Origin of the sequence: Actinoallomurus oryzae (assembly GCF_039541955.1) — a bacterium.
Classification (GTDB): domain Bacteria; phylum Actinomycetota; class Actinomycetes; order Streptosporangiales; family Streptosporangiaceae; genus Actinoallomurus; species Actinoallomurus oryzae.
Window position 1 is genome coordinate 356,537 of the sequence record NZ_BAABHF010000019.1, and the last position, 18,076, is coordinate 374,612.

An 18,076-nucleotide genomic window follows, 5' to 3' on the forward strand; every position below is an offset into this window, starting at 1 on the left:
CGGTCCCGGCTCGCCGTACCGACCGGTGCGGGAGGGGAACGGGGAGGACGGGCGGTGTCCGGGCGGACGCGGACGTTCACGGGCAGATCTCGAACGCAACACCGTTTCGTGACCTGTCTTGCCGGGCTTCACCGCCGCGCGCGAGCATGAGCCGTTCGGGGAGCGCGCTGGAGGCGACGGGGTGCACAGACGGGGCTTGGTCGTCCGCCGCGCGCTGGGTCATCGCCTGCTTGTCGTCGCCGCCTCGGCGACCGCCCTCTTCGCCGTCACGGTGCTGGCGGCGCTCGGCGGATACACCGCGTCCGTCACCGGCGAAGGGCTGCGGGCCACGCTCGCGGGCGCGACCTGGGACGAGGCGGGCACCCGCATCACCACGTCCGTCGCGGCGCGCGACATCCCCGCCGAACAACGCAAGGTCACGGCGGCCGTCGCGAAGGTCTACGGCCGCGTCCCGGTGGCGATCTCACTCAGCGCGCGCGGCGACTCCTACGCCGTCCCCGGGCAGGAGCACAGCGCCCACCCGCAGCTCACGGCGTTCGCCACCTACTCCGGCATCGAGGGCCACGCCCACCTGACCGGCGGCCGGTGGCCCACCGCCACGACCGGGCACACCGTGGAGGCGGCGGTGCCGGTGAAGGCCGCCCGCGCGATGCGGCTCCACACCGGTCAGGTGGTCACGCTCCACAGCCGCGTCGGGGGCCCGCCGGTCACGGTGCGGATCACCGGCCAGTTCACCCCCGGCCGGGCCGACGACTACTTCTGGGGCGGCGACAAGCTCGTCACGACGGGCGTCGAGCGGCTCGGCTACACCACGTTCGGGCCGCTGGTCGTGCCCCCGGCCACCTTCACGACGCGGTTCACCACCTCGGTCACGGCCCGCTGGCTGGTGCTGCCCTCCGTACGGGAGATCCGCTCCGGGCGGCTCGCGGACGTCGCGGCGCGGGCCCGCGCGCTGCCCGCCACGCTCGGCTCCGGCTCCGGCGGCTCGGGCTACGCCGTCAAGTCCTCCGTCGCGGACCTGCTGACGCAGGTCGACCGCGCGCTGCTCGTCTCACGCTCGACACTGCTCATCCCCGCGCTGCAACTCGTCGTACTGGCCGTGTACACGCTGATGCTCGTGGCGCGGCTCCTCGCCGAGCACCGCCGCCTGGAGATCACCCTGATGCGGGCCCGGGGCGCCTCCACGCGGCAGATCGCCGCGCTGGCCGTCGGCGAGGGACTCCTGCTCGGCCTGCCCGCGGCGGTGGCCGCGCCGTTCCTCGCGCCCCTCCTGGTGCGAGCGGCCATGGCCACGCCCCTCTTCGGCACGCCCGGACTGCGCGTCGACCTCGCACCGACCCTGCTGACCTGGGCGATCGCCGTCGCCGGCGCGCTGGTGTGCGTGGTCGCGATCACCCTGCCGCCACTGCGCGGGATCCGGCGGACCTACGTCGCGACGATGGCCGCGCGCGGCCGGGGCGAACGCCGGGCGATGCTCCAGCGCGCCGGGGCCGACCTCGCCCTGGTCGTCCTCGCCGCGCTCGCCGTCTGGCAGCTCGCGCACTACGGCGGCCCGGTGACCGCGACCGCCGCCGCGGGCGCGGGCATCGACCCGCTCATCGTCGCCGGTCCGGCGCTCGCGCTGCTCGCCGGCGGCGTGGTGATCCTCCGGCTGGTCCCGGTCGTATCCCGCGCCGGTGAGCGGGCCACGACGCGCGGCCGGGGCCTGGCGCCGGCGCTCGGCACCCGGCAGGTGAGCCGCCGCCCGCTGCGCACCGCCGGCCCGGCGCTGCTCCTGGTGATGACGGTCGCCGTGGGTGTCCTGTCGGTGGTGACCGGCGTGACCTGGCGGCAGTCACAGATCGACCAGGCCGACTTCCAGGCCGGCACGGACCTGCGGATCGACGCGCCGAGCGACCAGGGCTCACCCGCCCCGCCCGGTCAGGGCGGGCGCTACGCGCGGCTGCCCGGGGTGACCGCGGTCAGCCCCGTCCTGCGGGACACCGCCTCCACCGGCAGCACCGACGTCACGCTCCTCGCGGCCGACGCCGGCGCGCTGGGCCGGCTGATGCGGACCCGCGCGGGCCTTCCACCGGGCGTCACCTGGCAGGCCATGTCCGCGCGGCTCGCCGCCACCGGCACCGGGCTGACCGGCGTCCCCGTCCCGGGCCGGCCGAGCCGGCTCTCGGTCGGGCTGCGCTTCGGGCCGTCCGGGAGCGCCGACCCGGCGTCGGTGTCCCTGGTCGTCAGCGACGCGCTGCACACGACGTACGAGATCGAGATGGGCGCCGTCCCGGCGGACGGCGCGACCCACACCAAGGTGATCGACCTGTCCGCGCTCGCCGGCCGCGACGGCGTGCTCTCCTATCCCCTGGCCGTCCGCGGTCTCCGCTTCACCTACGTCCGCACCCGGGCGACGCCCGCCGCCCGGCTCGCCGTCACGTCCCTGCGGCCCGGCACGGCGGGCGGCTTCGGGCCCGCGCTGCGCCGGCCCTCGGGAGCTCACTGGTCCGGGCAGGTCACGCTCAGCGCCGGGGTGGGCTCGGCGATCGGCTTCGGCTCCGGCGGGCTGGTGACGGCACGCCTGCCCGCGACGACCGACCCCACGACGCCGATGCCGCAGGTCTCCGGCGGCGTCGTCCTGCGCGCCGGGCCCGCCGCCGCGGGGCACACCGTCGCCCGGCCCGGTCCGATCCCGGCGATCGTGACCCGTGACCTGGCCGCCCGCGCCCACGTCACCACCGGCGGCCGGCTGGACCTGACCGAGAACGGCGTCGACCAGCCCCTCACCGTCGCCGGGATCGTCGCGGCGCTCCCCTCCACCACGCCGGGAGCCCCGGCCGTCCTGGTCGACTGGACCGGCCTCGGCGACGAGGCGCTGGTAAATGGGCTCTCCGTACCGCCGCCGACCGAATGGTGGCTGGCCACGCGCGGGGCCGACCCGGCCGCCGCCGCGCGCGTGCTCGGCGCGCATCCGTCCTGGACCGGGACGACGGTCGACCGGGCCGCGCTGCGGCACCGGCTGCGCGACGCGCCGCTGGGCGGCGCGCTGCAGGGCGCCCTCATCCTCGGGTTCGGTGCCGCGCTCGTGTTCGCCGCGATCGGGTTCGCGGTCAACACCGCCGTGTCCGCGCGGGAGCGGGCGGGAGAGTTCGCCATCCTGCGCGCCCTCGGCGTCCGCGGGCGGCAGGTGCTCGGGCTGGTCGCCGTCGAACAGGCCTTCCTCGTCGGCATGGGCCTGGCGGGCGGGCTGCTGCTCGGCATCGTCGTCGCGCGCCTCGTGGTGCCGCACGTCGTGCTGACAGTGAGCGCGACCGCGCCGTACCCGCCCGCGCAGGTCATCCTGCGATGGCCGGTGGTGCTGGCCATGCTCGCCGCCATCGTCGTCCTGCTCACCGCGGTGCTGCTCCTCCTCGTCCGCTCGCTGCGCCGCGGCGGCCCCGGCCAGACCCTGCGGCTCGGGGAGGACCGATGAGAGCGGTGCGGGAGAACCGGCAGCTCGGCGCCCAAAACCACCCCTCCGACCAAGGAGGGCCCGTGAGAGAGCGAAGCGAACGAACCGGCGACGCGGCGCGCAAGGTCACCCCTCCGACGGAGGAGGACTCATGAGCCTTCTGCTCCGTCGGACGGCGCGCGCCCAGTGGGCGTCGCTGCTCGTCCTCGGGCTGCTCGTGCTCGTCAGCGCGTTCCTGGCCGACGCCGGTCCGCGCACGCTCGTCGCCGGGTACGACCGCGCGGCGCGCGAGACCGTCGCCGGCGCTCCCTTCGGCAGCACCGACCTGGTCGCGACGGCCCAGCTCAGCCCGGTCGCGACGACGGACGAACGGATGCGCGCCGGCTTCTCGTCCGCGTCCGCCGAGGGACTCGCGGCGCAGAGCGCGCGGTGGCTGGGGATGTTCCCGCCGACGCTGCGGCGCACCATCGTCACCACCGACCGGAACGCCGCGACCCCGTTCATGGGACTGACCGGCGCGGGTTCGCGCCAGCTGTCGCTCGCCTTCTCCGGCACCGCGCCCGGCCACATCCGCTACGTGTCCGGGCGCCCTCCCCGCGCGCCGGAACCGGCGGCGCACGGTCCGCGCTTCGAGGCCGCCCTGCCCGTACGCGCCGCCCGGCGGCTCGGCGTCAAGACCGGTGACGTCGTGACGACCACGAGCCAGCCGGCCCTCGAGGTCCGCGTGACCGGCCTGTTCACCCCGGCCGACCCCGGCAGCGGCTACTGGCCCGCGCACCACCGGTACGAGGACGCGGAGCTGAAGAAGACCCCGGGCGGGCAGGTCATCATCCTGGCGACCGCGCTGGTCGACCCCTCCGGCTACCGTGCGCTGTGCGTGCGCACGCCGTTCCGCATCGATCTCACCTGGACCTACAGCCCGGCGGCGTCGCGCGTCACGGCACGCGACGCGCCGACGCTGGCCGAGGACGTCCAGCGGGCCGCCGAGGCGCTGCCGACGGTACGCGTCGACGCGGCGGGCCCCACGCTCGACACCCGGTTCGACGACATCCTGGATGACTTCGTCCACCGGCTGCGCACGACGCAGACGCTCCTGTCGCTCTCCCTCGCCGGGCTGTTCGCCGCGGCCCTCGGCGTACTGGGCCTGGCCGCCCGGCTGCTGTCGGCCCGGATCGCCGCGGACCTCGCCGTCCAGGCGGCGCGCGGCGCGTCGCGTACGCAGCTCGCCGGGCTGGCCGCCGGCCTGGCCGCTCTCGTCACGCTGCCCGCGGCGGCGCTGGGCCTGCTGGCGTCCGCGCTGTCGGCCGACGGACCCGCGCAGCCGGTGTCGCTCGCCGCCGTCGCGGTGTCCGCCGTGATCGCGATCGGGCTGCCGGCCGTGGTGGCCGGGCGCCGCGCCCGGCGCCGCGCCCGCCCCTCGCACCGCAGGCTCGTCGCGGAGGCGCTCCTCGTCGTGCTGGCGGTCGCCGGCACCTATCTCCTGCGGCGGCGCGGGCTCACCACCGACACGTGGGGCTCGGGCGTCGACCCGTTCCTGTCGGCGGTGCCCGCGCTCCTCGGCGTCGCGGCGGGCCTGATCGTGCTGCGGATCCTGCCGGTTCCGCTGCGCCTGGCCGGCCGGTTCCTCGCGCGAGGCCGCTCCGCCGTGCCGTTCGTCGGCGTCGCGCGGGCCTCCCGCCAGGACGCCACGGCCGTGCTTCCGCTCGTGGTCCTGCTGCTCGCCGTCGCCGTCATCGGATTCGGCTCGACGGTCGAGACGAGCCTGGCCCGTACCCAGCGCATCGCGACGTACGAGGCGGTGGGCGGTGACGCGCGCGCCGACGCGCTGACCATGGACGCCCGGGTGGTCGACCGGGTTCGCCGCTCGCCCGGCGTCCGCGCCGCCGTACCGGCGCAGACCATCGACGGCGCGCGCCTGCTGTCCAACGGCGACATCGCCGACGAGCTGACGGCCGTCGGCGTCGACCTCGGCGCCTACCGGCGGATGATGGCCGGCACCGGGCTGCGAATCCCCGACTGGCCGCGGACCCGTCCGGGCGATCCGGTGCCGGCGCTGTTCTCCCCCGCCGCGCGCCGCAAGGCCACCGGCGGCGGGCTCGCACTGTCGACCGACTACGGGCGGCGGATACCACTGCGGATCGCCGGCACGATCACGCGGTTCCCCGGCCGCTCGCCCGGCGGGGAGTTCGTGCTGGTGCCCGCCGACGCCCTCGCGCGCGCCACCGGCGGCAACGTCGGGTCGGTCTCCATCTTCGTCCGCGGCGAGCACCTCGACGTCGCCGCGCTGCGCCGCGCCGTCAGCCGGCCCGAACTGGGCGAGGCGGGCGCCGGCAGCGTCACGACGTACCGGATGACCCACGACTCGTTCACGCAGGGCGAGCTCGGCCACCTCGTCGGCCGCGGCTTCGGCCTGACCGGGGTCCTCGTCGCCGGCTACGGGACGCTCGCGGTGCTGGTGATCCTGTTCGCCGGGGCCGCCGAACGCGGGCGCGCGGTCTCGTACCTGCGCACACTCGGACTCAGCCGACGCCAGGCGCGCTCGCTCGCGTTCGTGGAGATCGCGCCGACCCTCCTCACCGCGTCGGTGGCCGGATGGGTACTGGGTCTCGTACTGCCGCGGCTGCTGGGACCGGCCATCGACCTGCGCCCGTACACCGGCGGATCCCCGGTCACCCACTACGTGCCCGACCTGCCCCAGGCGGCCGGGCTGGCAGGCGGCCTGCTGGTCTTCGCCGGGCTGGCCGTGTTCATCGACGCCGTGACCGCCGCACGCCGCGGTCTCGGCGGCGTCCTGCGGATCGGAGAAACATGACCGACGCACCCGATCTCACCGAGTTGGAGCGGCGGGCCGCCGGGCGCGGCCCGGAGTACGGCGAGAAGGCGCACATCGTCTGCGACAACCTCGTACGGATCTACCAGACCGAGGGCGTCGAGGTGATCGCGTTGCAGGGCCTCGACCTGCTCGTCGAGGAGGGCGAGATGGTCGCCCTCGTCGGCGCCTCCGGGTCGGGCAAGTCCACGCTGCTGAACATCCTCGCCGGGCTGGACGTGCCGACCGCCGGCGTGGCCCGGGTGGCCGGCGCGGACCTGCTCGACATGTCCGGCCGCGACCGGCTGCGGTTCCGCCGCGAGCTCGTCGGGTTCGTCTGGCAGCAGACCGCGCGCAACCTGCTGCCGTACCTGACGGCCGCCGAGAACGTCGAGATGCCGATGCGGTTCGCGGGCGTCGGGCGCCGGGAGCGCCGGGAGCGCGCGGCGGCCCTGCTGGACCTCATGAGCGTCGGCGACCGCGCCGCCGCCCGGCCGGCCGAGATGTCCGGCGGCGAGCAGCAGCGCACCGCCATCGCGGTCGCGGTCGCCAACCGGCCCAAGGTCGTCCTGGCCGACGAGCCGACCGGCGAACTCGACACCGCGACCGGCGCGCAGGTCTTCGGGGCGCTGCGCCGCGCCAACCGCGAGCTGGGGGTGACCACGGTCATCGTCACGCACGACCCCGAGGTGGCCGGCAGCGTCGACCGTACGGTCGGCATCCGCGACGGCCGTACGAGCAGCGAGATCCTGCGCCGGACCACACGCGACGCGTCGGGCCGCGAAGAGGTGATCGCCGAGGAGTACGCCGTGCTCGACCGGGCGGGGCGGCTGCAGCTGCCGCGGGAGTTCACCTCGGCCCTGGAGATGAAGGACCGGGTGCGCCTCGCGCTGGAGACCGACCACATCGGCGTCTGGCCGGACCGGAGCAATGATGATCACCGTTGAGGGCCTGAACAAGACGTACCGGACCGGTCACACGCCGGTACGGGCGCTGCGCGACGTGAGCCTGCACGTCGCCGAGGGCGAGCTCCTGGCCGTGAAAGGCCGGTCGGGCTCGGGCAAGACGACGCTGCTGAACCTCATCGGCGGCCTCGACACCCCTGAGTCGGGCCGCGTCGTCGTCGGCGAACACGAGGTGACGGCGCTGAGCGAGGCCGGCCTGCAGCGGATGCGCCGGGAGACCGTCGGCTTCGTGTTCCAGTCGTTCGGCCTGATCCCGGTCCTGTCGGCCGCCGAGAACGTCGGCGTCGCCCTGCGCCTGACCCGGACACCGGCCCGCGAGCGGGAGGAGCGGGTGCGGCTGCTGCTGGCCATGGTGGGCCTGAGCGACCACGCGCGCCAGCGCCCGTACGAGCTGTCGGGCGGTCAGCAGCAACGGGTCGCGATCGCCCGCGCGCTGGCCCACCGCCCCCGGGTGCTCATCGCCGACGAACCGACCGGGCAGCTCGATTCGGAGACGGCCCAGTCGATCATGCAGCTGATCCGCGCGGTCGTCCGCGACCAGGGTGTCACCGCCATCGTCGCCACCCACGATCCACTCCTCGTCCGCCACGCGGACCGGTCGATCGAGCTCAGCGACGGGACTCTGCCCGCGGACGCCTGACCCCGGCGGCGCCCGGTTCCCTGCCGTGTCCGTCCGCTGCCGAGAGCGGTGCGGCACACGGATCCCGTACCGGCTGCCATCGTCCGTTACGGGTGACGCTCAGGCGGCCGCGCGGCCCGGTCGGTGGTGGTCGCCGACGGTCATCCGGGCTTGGCGGTCAGCGGCAGGTCGACCAGCGGCAGCTCGGTGAGCCGTGCTCGCTCCTCCGCGACGATCTCGGCGCGCCGATGGGCGCCGAGTTTCTCGTTGCCCACCTTGTCGTGCAGCTTGACGATCGCGTCCAGCAGCATCTCCGGGCGCGGCGGGCAGCCGGGCAGGTAGATGTCGACCGGAACGATGTGGTCGACACCCTGGACGACCGCGTAGTTGTTGAACATGCCGCCCGACGACGCGCACACTCCCATGGCGATCACCCACCGTGGCGCCGCCATCTGGTCGTAGAGCTGCCGCAGGACCGGGCCCATCTTCTGGCTGACGCGGCCCGCGACGACCATGAGGTCGGCCTGCCGGGGACTGCCCGACGGGCGCTCCATGCCGAAACGCGAGAAGTCGTGCCGAGGGTCGCCGACGGCCATCAGCTCCATTCCGCAGCACGCGAGGCCGAACGTCATCGGCCACATCGACGACTTGCGCGCGTGGCCGAGCACGGTCTCGACCGTGGTGAGGAGAAAGCCGGCAGGAAGGTGTTCTTCGAGTCCCATAACACTTCGAGGCTTCCCGGCGGGCCTGCGGCGATCAATGCCGGATTTCGTCACGATCGTTAAGCGGGGCGACATAATGGCCAGGTGGAGATGCGCGAGATCGAGGCGTTTCTGGCGGTGGCCGAGGAGCTGCACTTCGGCCGCGCCGCCGAGCGCCTGCGCGTCAGCACTCCCCGGGTCAGCCAGTCGGTGCGCGCGCTCGAACGCCGGGTCGGCGCGCCGCTGTTCGAACGCACGAGCAGGCGGGTGCGGCTGACGTCTCTGGGCGAGCAGCTGCTGGCGGAGATGCGGCCGGCCTACGAACGCATGGACCAGGCGCTGCGCCGCGCCCGGCGGTCCGCGAGCCACGAGTTTCTCCGGGTCGGCGTCGCGACGAGCGTTCCGGCAGCCGTCGCGCCGCGACTGGTCGCGGCGTTCGAGCGGCTGCGCCCGCAGTGCGCCGTGGTGCGGTCGACGCATCCCAACACCGACCCGGCTCGCTGGGGGGAGAACTGGCCGGTCGACGTGTTCGTCGCGTGGCTGCCCTCCGACCCCGCCCTCCGTGACGGCCCGGAGTTCCAGGTCGGGCCGGCAGTGCTGCGCGAGGAGCGCGCGGTGCTGGTCGCGGCGGGCCACCCGCTGGCCCGCCGCGCCGTCGTCGACGCCGAGCTGCTGGCCGACTACGACATCCTCTACCCGAGCGACTTCCCGGCGCGGTTCGCCGACCTCTGGATACCGGCGCAGACCCCGGCGGGACGCCCGCTTCGCAGGATGCCCATCAGCGCCTCCGCGTCCATCGAAGAGGCGATCATCCTGGTCTCCGGAGGTGAGGTCGTACACCTGACCATGGCCTCGCTGCGCCCGGACGATCCCCACGTCGTCACCGTGCCCGTGTCGGGCCTGCCGCCTCTGGAGTGCGCGCCCGTGTGGCTCACCGGGACCGAGACCGACCTGATCCACGACTTCGCCAAGGCCGCCGCGCAGGCGTTCGCCGCGCCCGAGAGGTGAGCCGGTTCGTCACGTCCGCTCGCCGGTGACGGTCAGACCGGTCCGCTCCATGCCAGTTTTACACCGTCGTAGATTTTTTGCCCTGTTCTGTCGCGACCACTAGGTAGTTGACGGTTAAATGAGTTCGTCCGCCTCCCCCGTGTCAGCCATCGTCTCGGACGAACTGCATTCACCCGATGCGGGGAGGCGGGCGCCTCAGCTCTCGCCGACCGGCCGGTCGATCTTCCTCGGCATGAGCAGCAGCGCCGCCACGCCGAGCACGGCCACGACGACGAGCGCGACGAAGACGTGGTGCGCCGCGCCGTACAGACCGTCGCGTACGAACGCCTTCACGTCAGGGGCGCCCGTACCGCCGTGCCCGGTGAGGGCCAGGCTCGACGCGTCGACGCTCTTGGGCAGCCGCCCGGCCAGCGCGGACGGCGGGTGCGCGAAGCGGTCCGCGAGAGTGGCGTTGGCGATCGCGCCGAACACCGCCGCGCCGACGGCGCTGCCCAGCGACCGGCTGAACATGTTGATGCCGGTCACGACGCCGCGGCGCTCCCAGCCGACGACCGACTGGGCGGCGACGAGCACCGGGCTGGCCATCAGGCCGAGCCCCATGCCGACGAGGAAGCAGACCGCCGCCACCTCCCACACGTGCGAGCGGGTGCCGAGCAGGAGACACAGCGCGGTGCCCGCGACCAGGATCACGTTGCCCGTGAGCCCGGTGTCGCGGAAGCCGATGCGCAGGTAGAGGCGGCCGGAGAAGGTCGCCGTGAGCGGCCAGCCGACCGAGAGCGCGGCCAGCACGAACCCGGCGAGCAGCGCTCCGGTGCCGAGCACGGCCTGGGCGTACGTCGGCACGTACGAGCTGAGCCCGATCATGACGGCACCGACCACGACCGCCGAGAGGTTGCCGCCGGTGAGCACCCGCCGACCGAAGACCCAGAGCGGCAGGATCGGCTCGGCCGCCCCGCGCTCGACCAGGACGAACCCGGCGAGCATCACCGCGCCGACGGCGAAGACCGTACAGCTCGTCGCGGACGCCCAGCCCCACGAGACGCCGCCCTCGAGCAGCCCGAGGATCACCAGCGAACAGCCGCCGGTCAGCAGCACCGCGCCCGCGTAGTCGATCGTGTGGCTGCGCCGCACCACCTTCTCCTTGAACCGGCGGGCGAGCATCCAGGCGGCGACCGCGCCCAGCGGCAGGTTCACGAAGAAGATCCAGCGCCATGAGACGTACTGGGAGAAGACGCCGCCGAGGGTCGGCCCGACCACGGCGGCGATCCCCCAGACGCTCGCCAGGTACCCCTGGACGCGGGCCCGCTCCTCCACCGTGTACATGTCGCCGACCATCGTCATGCTCATCGGCTGCACGGCGCCCGCGCCGACGCCCTGCACGGCACGGAAGGCGATCAGCGCCGGCATGTTCCACGCGGCCCCGCACAGCACCGAACCGAGCAGGAACACCCCGATGCCGAAGAACATCACCGGCCTGCGCCCGACGACGTCGGCGAACTTCCCGTACAGCGGCACGGTGACGGCCTGGGTCAGCAGATAGATCGAGAACAGCCAGGGGAACTGGGAGAACCCGCCGAGGTCGCCGACGACGGACGGCACCGCGGTAGCGATGATCGTGCTGTCCAGCGCTACGAGGCCGGTGCTGAGCATGAGAGCCGCGAGCACGGGCCCGCGCTCCGACCGGAAACCGACCCCCTTGACGGGTGCGGCCGAAGTCGTCGTCACGTACGGAGAACCTTCCTTGGGGGCAGCGTCGGGGGCCGGTCCCGGCGCCCGAGAACGTGACCGGCCCCGAGGGTGGACAACCGGCCGGATGCCCGAACCATTCCGCGATGACACGATGCGGACGCCGAAGCCTCCGGAGACCGTGCGGACGTCGGGTTCGCGGGCCGCCGCTCACCGGTGTCGCGGCGAGCGGAATTCATCGGCCGAATGGCTCATGAGGCGCTCAGGTCGTAATTCCTTTTGCGCCGGGAGCGGGATCTCCCCGTTCCCGCTCCCGAGTCTTCCGCCGGTTCCGTTCGGAATGAGTCAGGTGAAATTGACGCCGTTCATGGTGGGCTGGAGTGTGCCCAGGGTGATGCTGTCACAGATCGGTGGCTGGTAACCGTCGTCGAGGCCGTGGTAGCTGAGCGGAATCCAGGAGCTGTGCCAGGCGACGCCGAGGCCGCTGGTGGCGCCGCCGGGGCAGCCCTTCTCGGTGTGCCACTTGGTTCCGGCGAAGGCCGAACTCCCGGGCCGCAGCGTGATGGTCCGGCCGGCGCCGGGGTAGCTCAGCCGCGTCGAGGGAATCACCGCGTAGTTGTGTTGCCCGCCCTTCCCGATCAGCGCCCAGCCGGCGGGCAGGGAGCAGCTCTCGCCGGACCGGTTGGTGAGGGTGAGCGTGGCGATCGCCTGCTCCGCCTCCTCTTCGCCGGAGTTGGGAGGTTGGAGCTGCAGATCCCCCCCTGAGCTCGGATGCCATACAGCTCGGCGTGTCGCCCTGACCGGTGTACGCCGTCTTCGCACTCTTGCCATGGGTGCTACTGGCGGGCGATGGCGTCGTCTCCGACGAACCAGCCGCCGTCGACGCCTTGCCGTCGGCGTTGCAGCCGGCCAGAGCAAGAGCGACCATTCCGCCGCCACAGGCCAGAGCAGCGGTCGTACGCAGGCGCTTGAACTGCATGAGTAAAGCCTCCCCGGTTGCTTAATGAATCGGTTGGTTCGATGTCAGGTAATGGCGCGGAGGTTCACATAATTACCCGGGTTTTCCGCCGTGACGGTTGTCACACGAACCCCGGAAGCCGACGCGGCATCGGAGTAATGAGCAGCGGGTGTTCACCGTGCCTGACCGGATTTCCACTCGGCCGGATTCGACTCCGAATGGCCCCTGGACACCGTTGCGCGCCCTCGCCCGGCGCCACGGCGCTCTGGTATGGACGACGGTTTCCGGGCACCGTACGGTAGGCGCCCGCCCCTGCCGACGAGTCCTCGCGAGGTTGATTCGATGTCCCGACGCGGAAACGACCCCAGCCGCCCCCCACTTTCCGTGCGGATCCAGAAGCCCGCCATGCGGCTCATGTTCCGGCTCCCCGAACCCGTCAAGCGGCGTATGGCCGGACCCACCGTCCAGATCGACGGCCAGGCACTGGGCCTCGACGCACAGCTGCTGGTCGAGATGAGCCGTCGCGTCGGCTTCTCCCTCGTCGTCAACGAGTCACCGGACGAATCCCGCGCGGCCATGGAGAGCGGCCGATACACGCTGGAAGGGCCACGCTATGAGGACATCGTCAGCGAGAACCTGGCGATCGACAGCACTCACGGCGACCTCCACGCGACCCTCTACACGCCGCGGCACCTCACCGCCTCCGCCGCTCCCCTGCTGGTGTTCTTCCACGGCGGTGGATGGGTCATCGGCAGCCGGACCTCCTACGACCCCCTCGTGCACTTCCTCGCGCACCACGCACAGGTGAAGATCATGTCCGTCGACTACCGCCTGGCGCCCGAGCATCCGTTCCCGGCCGCCTCCGAAGACGCGCTGGCCGCGTTCGAACACGCTCACCGGCACGCCGATGAACTGGGCGTCGACCGGGCGCGCATCGCCGTCGGAGGCGACAGCGCCGGTGCCCACCTGTCCGCCGTGCTCGCCCAGGTCACCGCACGTGGGGAAGGTCCGCGCCCGTCACATCAGTTCCTGTTCTATCCCGCCACCGACCTCACGCGGCGCCGTCCCTCGCGGGACCTGTTCGGCGACGGACTCATCCTCACCGACCACGACATCACCTGGTTCGCCGACCAGTACGCCGCGGGCGCCGACCGATCCGACCCGCGGCTGTCCCCGCTGCTGGGCGAGGTGGACGCCTCGCTCCCGCCGGCGTACATAACGACCGCCGGATTCGACCCGCTGCGCGACGAAGGCGAGCGATACGCGGAAAAGCTGCGGCAGGCCGGCGCGGAGGTGACCCTGCACCGCGAGACCGACCTCGTCCACGGCTACCTCACCTTCTTCGCCGTCGCAGCCCGCTTCCGGGCGGCGGCGCTGGAGGTCGCGCGAGCCATCCACGACCGCATGCACCACAGTCCCTGAACCGCCCCGGCCGGATCGCGACGGCCGCCCTGCGGATGAAACGGTGGGAGCCCTCCGGACCGGCCGGAGCTCCGGAGCCGCGTCAACCGGTGGACCCCGGAACACCCATGGCCGGATCCTGATGAAAATGGGCAATGCCGCCACTCGCGGATTCGGCGGGGCGGGGCGAACCTCGATGTATGACCTGTGATGTTCCGGACCACGTGCAGAATTCGACGGACGGCCGGGCGAGCGACGCGACCGCCGGCGTTACAGCGCTGCCCGACACGCCGCCGGCACGTGCGGCGCTCGGCCTCGTGACCGCCGTCGAATCCGACTGCATCGCCAACCACAGCATCCGCAGCTACCTGTTCGCCCGGCTGATGGCCCGCAGTACCGGCATGGTCTCCGGGCGTGAGTACGACGACCGTCTGCTCTTCCTGGCCTGTGTCATGCACGACCTGGGGTTGGCGCCCGAGGGCGAGCACACCCAGCGGTTCGAGCTCGTCGGCGCCGACCGCGCCGCGGAGTTCCTCACCGAGCACGGGCTTCCCGCCGCCGAGGTCGACGCGGTGTGGGAGGCCATCGCGCTGCACACCACACCGCAGATCGCCGAACGCCGCGGACCGCTCTGCCTGCTCGTACGGGCGGGCATCGGAGTCGACTTCGGAGGTGCTCTCAGCGCCGGTCTCGACCCGATGGCGGTGACCGACGAGGAGGCCGAGGCCATCCACGGCGCCTATCCGCGGCTGGCGATGATCAGCTCGATCGTCGATGCCATCGCGACTCAGGCGGCGAAGCACCCGGCGAACGGACCAAGTTATTCCCTCGGCGGCGAACTGCTGCGCGAGCGCGGAAACCCGCCGAGGCCGACCCGGATGGAGGTGGCCGCCCTCTCCTCCCGATGGGCAGGCTGAAGCTGCACGACCAACGGAAGGAACTGATCCCTCCTCCGGGCGATGGGCGGCGCCGGTCTTCGCTCCGGAGAGGGAGGTGAGGGAACCCGGCGGCAGACCACCATGGCGATCACTCATTCAGCATCTCCTGAACGGTGATCCACATGATCAAGGCGTCGCTCCGATCCGTTGCCACACTCGCGGTTGCCGCCGTGACGGCGACCGTGGCGGGCGTCCCCGTCGCGGACGCCGTACCCACCCACGAGGTAGGGGACGCGCAGGGCCTACGCACCGCGACCGCCCCCGCCGCCAAGTCGACGTCCGGCATCAGGGGAAAAGCGCGGATGTACTTCCCGGCGCCCGGCAACCACATCTGGGTCACGGTCGACGCCCACAGCGAATTCGGCGCGAGCCCCGGCATCCCCACGCGGTCCTGGGGGACGTTCCGCATTTACCACGGATTCGACCAGCCGGGTGTCCCGGCCAACTGGGGCGACTTCGAAGTCGACTGCCTGACCACCGGTGGCCCCACCGCGACCGTGACCGGACGGCTGGTTCGGACCACGCCCGGTGGCCCGTGGGAGCAGGCGGGCTACCTGAAGCGGCACATTCGCATGGGCGTGAGCTTCTACGTCGCCGGCAGGGGTGCGGGCCCCAGCCGCATCGGGTTGTCCGCGGGCACGCCGGAAGGGGAACCGCTGCTGACCAGGTGTATGGCCCCGGCCGCCGACGCCCCCCTGATCCGGGGCGGCTACACACTGAAGGACAGGGTCCCCACGGCCGACCACGGGCGATGAACGGTCTCGGCTCGCCGGGCTCTACGCGGACCGCCGACGCTCAAGGAACGGGCGAGGAGATCTGGGCATCACCGTTGCGAGCGTGGCCGTCAGAGGTGAGCGCCGAGGCCGATCAGAGGGCGGGGACGTCCCGGTCGAGATGATCGACGAAGCTCAGGATGCGGGCGTTGACCTTTTCCGCGCACTGGCCGGAGACGGCGTGGGTCGCCTCCGGCCACAGCTCGGCCCGCACCCCGGGCATCAGGTCCTGCGCTCGCCGGAAGGCGCGGCGGGGGTCGTGCATGACGCTGCGGCCCGCGATGACCACCAGGCTGGGCACGCGGATCGAGCGAAGCCGGTCGTCCGAGAACGGTTGCGGCAGGGGAAGCGCGACGCGATAGTGCCGCATGCCGGCGGCGATGACGCGCGCCACCGGGTCGTGCACGTCCACCTTGCCCTGGCCGTCGACGTACGCGAGGAACCGGGGCAGTGCGCGGTCCGCCGTGAACGGCAGGAGTGTGGGAATGGTGCGGAGCACCGCGCCGAGGGGGATGCGCGCGAAGGTGCTGGCCGGGTCCAGGAGGGTGAGCGAGGCGACCCGCCGCGGCGCCCGCACCGCGTAGTTGCAGGCCGCCCACCCTCCCATGGACATGCCCACCAGGTGGGCGGCCTGGACCCCGAGTTCCTCCAGCGTCTCGGTGAGCCATGCCGCCTGGTCGCCGGCGTCTCGGACCGGGGCCGTCTGCACGCTGCCGCCCGGTTCGCCGAGCAGGTCCACCGAGAACACACGGCGGCGTTCGGCCAGCGCGGCGATGTTGGGGCGCCACATGACGCTCGTCCCGTTCCTCCCGTGCAGTAGCACGAGGGGAACCCCGCCGGCGTCGCCGAAGCGGTAGACGCGTACCCGGCCGAACGCGGTGGGGACGTCGTGCCGGTCCGCGGGCTCCGGAAGCGCTCGCATGCCCTGCTCGTAGGCGCGTTCGAACTGCGCGTGGCCCGCCGGCGTCGTGAAGTGGCCGATCTTGGCGGAGGACATCCGGCCCCTTTCGCAATATGATCGTATTGTAACCTTCTGTCGCGAGCATAGCGGGCGGGGAAGAGGGAACGTGCCGAGGCGGGTCGACCATGATGAGCGTCGCAGGCAGATCGCCGAGGCGGTCCTGCGCATCGCGGCAGGCCGCGGCCTCGAAGCGGTCAGCATGCGAGAGGTCGCGGCCGAAGCGGGTGTGTCCATCGGCCGGGTTCAGCACTATTTCGCGAGCAAGGATCAGATGCTGGTGTTCGCGGCAGGCCGGCTGCGAGAACACCTCGAACAGCGCATCCGGCGAGGCCTCCCGGCCGCCGGCCCTCCTCATGCCCCGCTGCGATCGCTTCGCGCCGTTCTGGTCGCGCTGTTGCCGCTCGATCGAGACGGCCGGGAGGACGCGCGGGCCGGTGCCGCGGTGCTCATCCGGGCGCTGGGCGAGGCCGAACTCGCCGAGCGGTACCGAAGCGGCCGGTCCGACATCGTCGCGACGATGGCAGAGTGGCTTCGGTCCGCCGCGGACGCCGGCGAACTGCGGGGCGACCTGGACCCCGGACTGGAGGCGAGCGTTCTGCTCGCGCTGGTGGGCGGGCTGGCCTCAGATCTCCTTCTCGGTCACCACACTCCCGAGCAGGCGATCGCCATCATCGATCACCAGCTGAAACGCCTGTCCTGAGGCCCGAGCGGGCGATCGACGCCGGTGTGCGCCCGACGAGAGTACGGGCGGTGCGTGTCAGGTGGGCCTGGTCGGCGAAGCCCGCGGTGGCCGCGGCCGTGGCCACCGACTCCCCCGGCAGGTCCGCCACGGCCGCCCGCAGCCGGGCCCACTGCCGTAGCCGCGTGAGCGGGATGCCGATCGAAGCATGGACGAGCGCGCGCAACCGAGGCGGGGAGAGCCCGACGTCGGCGGCGATGGAGGCGATCGCGGCGCCGGATCCGGCCCGTGTGCTCTCTCGCACCGCGTGAGCGACCCGGGGGTCGAGGGGCCGGCCCGCTCCGATGAGGTTGAGAAGTTCGGAGCGCGCCGCGGCCAGGTCGCCTTCCGCGCCGGGGCCGTGATCGCCGGGGTGGTGGAGGGCGGCGAGGACGCGTCGTGTGGCGGACTCGTCGAGCCGCGTCAGGCCCGGGCCGGGGAGCAGCACCCAGGGGTCGAGGAAGACGGCCGCGTAGCCGGACGACACAGCGCAGGTGTGGGCCAGTTGCGGAGGCACGACCAGCCCGGCGGCCGCGACGGTGCGACCTGCGCCGTGTGCGACCTCCACATGACCGCCGAGGGGCAGGACGACCTTCCACGCCGGGTGCCGGTGGAGGGCGACGCCGGCCGGGCCGGACTCGGCGAACATCGTCGCGGCGGGGCCGGCGGCGAAGTCGACTCGGCGATCGTTTCGTTCAAGCGCCCACGCGCGCGTTGGGACGACCATCACGGCATGCACGCTATCGCGGCCATCGCATTGGCGATCTTCCTGATCAGTGTGGGGATCGGGCACTTCCTCGTCCCCGGTTACTTCCGCTCTCTGGTGCCCTCCTGGCTGGGCCGGGCCGGGCTGCTGGTGGCCGTCGGCGGCGTGGCGGAGATCGTCATCGGAGCCGTACTCCTGGCCCCGCGGGGCCGGGAGGCCGGCGGCTGGGCCGCCGCCGCCCTGATCACGGTCTACCTGGTCTGCCATCTGGACGCCCTGGTGCGGGCATCCGGCGATCGGCCGCGGCTGCTGGACCGGCCCGTCGGCGTGGCGCTACGGCTGGCCGTCAACCTCGCGTACATCGGCTGGGCGCTCGCGGTCGCGCTGACCGCCGCCTGAT

General features: G+C 73.0%; 15 protein-coding genes. 10 read left to right on the plus strand and 5 right to left on the minus strand.

Annotated elements, in window-relative coordinates; translation table 11 throughout:
* The first annotated feature begins 181 nt into the window (after window positions 1–181).
* The 4 genes from ABEA10_RS15900 to ABEA10_RS15915 all read left to right on the plus strand — a co-directional run bounded on the left by ABEA10_RS15900 (window position 182) and on the right by ABEA10_RS15915 (window position 7,847).
* Window positions 182–3,454, plus strand: coding sequence for an FtsX-like permease family protein (locus ABEA10_RS15900; protein ID WP_345464050.1), 3,273 nt, complete (start codon window positions 182–184; stop codon window positions 3,452–3,454).
* A 130-nt stretch (window positions 3,455–3,584) separates the two neighbouring features.
* Entirely contained in the window at window positions 3,585–6,245 is a 2,661-nt protein-coding gene (locus ABEA10_RS15905; RefSeq protein ID WP_345464053.1) for an FtsX-like permease family protein, read from the plus strand.
* The gene (locus ABEA10_RS15910) at window positions 6,242–7,189 is read left to right on the plus strand and encodes an ABC transporter ATP-binding protein (RefSeq protein ID WP_345464056.1); all 948 of its coding nucleotides are present in this window, start codon (window positions 6,242–6,244) and stop codon (window positions 7,187–7,189) included. Before ABEA10_RS15905 ends, ABEA10_RS15910 begins: the two co-directional genes overlap by 4 nt.
* Window positions 7,176–7,847, plus strand: coding sequence for an ABC transporter ATP-binding protein (locus tag ABEA10_RS15915; RefSeq protein WP_345464059.1), 672 nt, complete (start codon window positions 7,176–7,178; stop codon window positions 7,845–7,847). The genes ABEA10_RS15910 and ABEA10_RS15915 overlap by 14 nt, the downstream gene beginning before the upstream one ends.
* Before the next feature lie 140 nt (window positions 7,848–7,987).
* Here the strand turns inward: ABEA10_RS15915 and ABEA10_RS15920 are convergent, their stop codons facing one another.
* Entirely contained in the window at window positions 7,988–8,548 is a 561-nt protein-coding gene (locus ABEA10_RS15920; protein WP_345464062.1) for a NuoB/complex I 20 kDa subunit family protein, read from the minus strand.
* Window positions 8,549–8,638: 90 nt separating this feature from the next.
* On the opposite strand from ABEA10_RS15920, the gene ABEA10_RS15925 reads away from it, so the two are divergent.
* Window positions 8,639–9,535 carry a LysR family transcriptional regulator gene (locus ABEA10_RS15925; protein WP_345465149.1) on the plus strand — a complete coding sequence of 299 codons (897 nt, stop codon included), beginning with the start codon at window positions 8,639–8,641 and terminating at the stop codon, window positions 9,533–9,535.
* A gap of 195 nt (window positions 9,536–9,730) precedes the next feature.
* On the opposite strand, the gene ABEA10_RS15930 is transcribed toward ABEA10_RS15925, so the two are convergent.
* Window positions 9,731–11,260 carry an MDR family MFS transporter gene (locus ABEA10_RS15930; protein WP_345464065.1) on the minus strand — a complete coding sequence of 510 codons (1,530 nt, stop codon included), beginning with the start codon at window positions 11,258–11,260 and terminating at the stop codon, window positions 9,731–9,733.
* A gap of 306 nt (window positions 11,261–11,566) precedes the next feature.
* On the minus strand, window positions 11,567–12,043 hold the full coding sequence (locus tag ABEA10_RS15935; RefSeq protein ID WP_345464068.1) for a DUF4232 domain-containing protein: 477 nt from the start codon (window positions 12,041–12,043) through the stop codon (window positions 11,567–11,569).
* Window positions 12,044–12,584: 541 nt separating this feature from the next.
* Between ABEA10_RS15935 and ABEA10_RS15940 the strand changes: the two genes are divergently transcribed.
* The 3 genes from ABEA10_RS15940 to ABEA10_RS15950 all read left to right on the plus strand — a co-directional run bounded on the left by ABEA10_RS15940 (window position 12,585) and on the right by ABEA10_RS15950 (window position 15,273).
* Entirely contained in the window at window positions 12,585–13,601 is a 1,017-nt protein-coding gene (locus ABEA10_RS15940; RefSeq protein WP_345464071.1) for an alpha/beta hydrolase, read from the plus strand.
* Window positions 13,602–13,780: 179 nt separating this feature from the next.
* On the plus strand, window positions 13,781–14,497 hold the full coding sequence (locus ABEA10_RS15945) for an HD domain-containing protein (protein WP_345464074.1): 717 nt from the start codon (window positions 13,781–13,783) through the stop codon (window positions 14,495–14,497).
* Window positions 14,498–14,688: 191 nt separating this feature from the next.
* Window positions 14,689–15,273, plus strand: coding sequence for a hypothetical protein (locus tag ABEA10_RS15950; RefSeq protein ID WP_345464077.1), 585 nt, complete (start codon window positions 14,689–14,691; stop codon window positions 15,271–15,273).
* 112 nt (window positions 15,274–15,385) lie between these two features.
* Here the strand turns inward: ABEA10_RS15950 and ABEA10_RS15955 are convergent, their stop codons facing one another.
* Window positions 15,386–16,288, minus strand: a complete 903-nt coding sequence (locus ABEA10_RS15955) for an alpha/beta fold hydrolase (protein WP_345464080.1) — start codon at window positions 16,286–16,288, stop codon at window positions 15,386–15,388.
* On the opposite strand from ABEA10_RS15955, the gene ABEA10_RS15960 reads away from it, so the two are divergent.
* Entirely contained in the window at window positions 16,275–16,952 is a 678-nt protein-coding gene (locus tag ABEA10_RS15960; protein WP_345464083.1) for a TetR/AcrR family transcriptional regulator, read from the plus strand. The genes ABEA10_RS15955 and ABEA10_RS15960 overlap by 14 nt on opposite strands.
* Here the strand turns inward: ABEA10_RS15960 and ABEA10_RS15965 are convergent.
* A complete protein-coding gene (locus tag ABEA10_RS15965) occupies window positions 16,921–17,697 on the minus strand; it encodes an AraC family transcriptional regulator (protein WP_345465151.1) in 777 nt (258 codons plus the stop codon). The genes ABEA10_RS15960 and ABEA10_RS15965 overlap by 32 nt on opposite strands.
* 6 nt (window positions 17,698–17,703) lie before the next feature.
* Between ABEA10_RS15965 and ABEA10_RS15970 the strand changes: the two genes are divergently transcribed.
* Window positions 17,704–18,075, plus strand: coding sequence for a DoxX family protein (locus ABEA10_RS15970; protein WP_345464086.1), 372 nt, complete (start codon window positions 17,704–17,706; stop codon window positions 18,073–18,075).
* The last annotated feature ends 1 nt before the right edge of the window (window position 18,076 follow it).

Bases quoted from the DNA above. Each gene is read 5' to 3' on its own strand.
- ABEA10_RS15905 (WP_345464053.1), top strand. From the start codon at position 3,585: ATGAGCCTTCTGCTCCGTCGGACGGCGCGCGCCCAGTGGGCGTCGCTG.
- ABEA10_RS15910 (WP_345464056.1), top strand. From the start codon at position 6,242: ATGACCGACGCACCCGATCTCACCGAGTTGGAGCGGCGGGCCGCCGGG.
- ABEA10_RS15915 (WP_345464059.1), top strand. From the start codon at position 7,176: ATGATCACCGTTGAGGGCCTGAACAAGACGTACCGGACCGGTCACACG.
- ABEA10_RS15920 (WP_345464062.1), bottom strand. From the start codon at position 8,548: ATGGGACTCGAAGAACACCTTCCTGCCGGCTTTCTCCTCACCACGGTC.
- ABEA10_RS15925 (WP_345465149.1), top strand. From the start codon at position 8,639: ATGCGCGAGATCGAGGCGTTTCTGGCGGTGGCCGAGGAGCTGCACTTC.
- ABEA10_RS15940 (WP_345464071.1), top strand. From the start codon at position 12,585: ATGCGGCTCATGTTCCGGCTCCCCGAACCCGTCAAGCGGCGTATGGCC.
- ABEA10_RS15945 (WP_345464074.1), top strand. From the start codon at position 13,781: ATGACCTGTGATGTTCCGGACCACGTGCAGAATTCGACGGACGGCCGG.
- ABEA10_RS15955 (WP_345464080.1), bottom strand. From the start codon at position 16,288: ATGTCCTCCGCCAAGATCGGCCACTTCACGACGCCGGCGGGCCACGCG.
- ABEA10_RS15965 (WP_345465151.1), bottom strand. From the start codon at position 17,697: ATGGTCGTCCCAACGCGCGCGTGGGCGCTTGAACGAAACGATCGCCGA.
- ABEA10_RS15970 (WP_345464086.1), top strand. From the start codon at position 17,704: ATGCACGCTATCGCGGCCATCGCATTGGCGATCTTCCTGATCAGTGTG.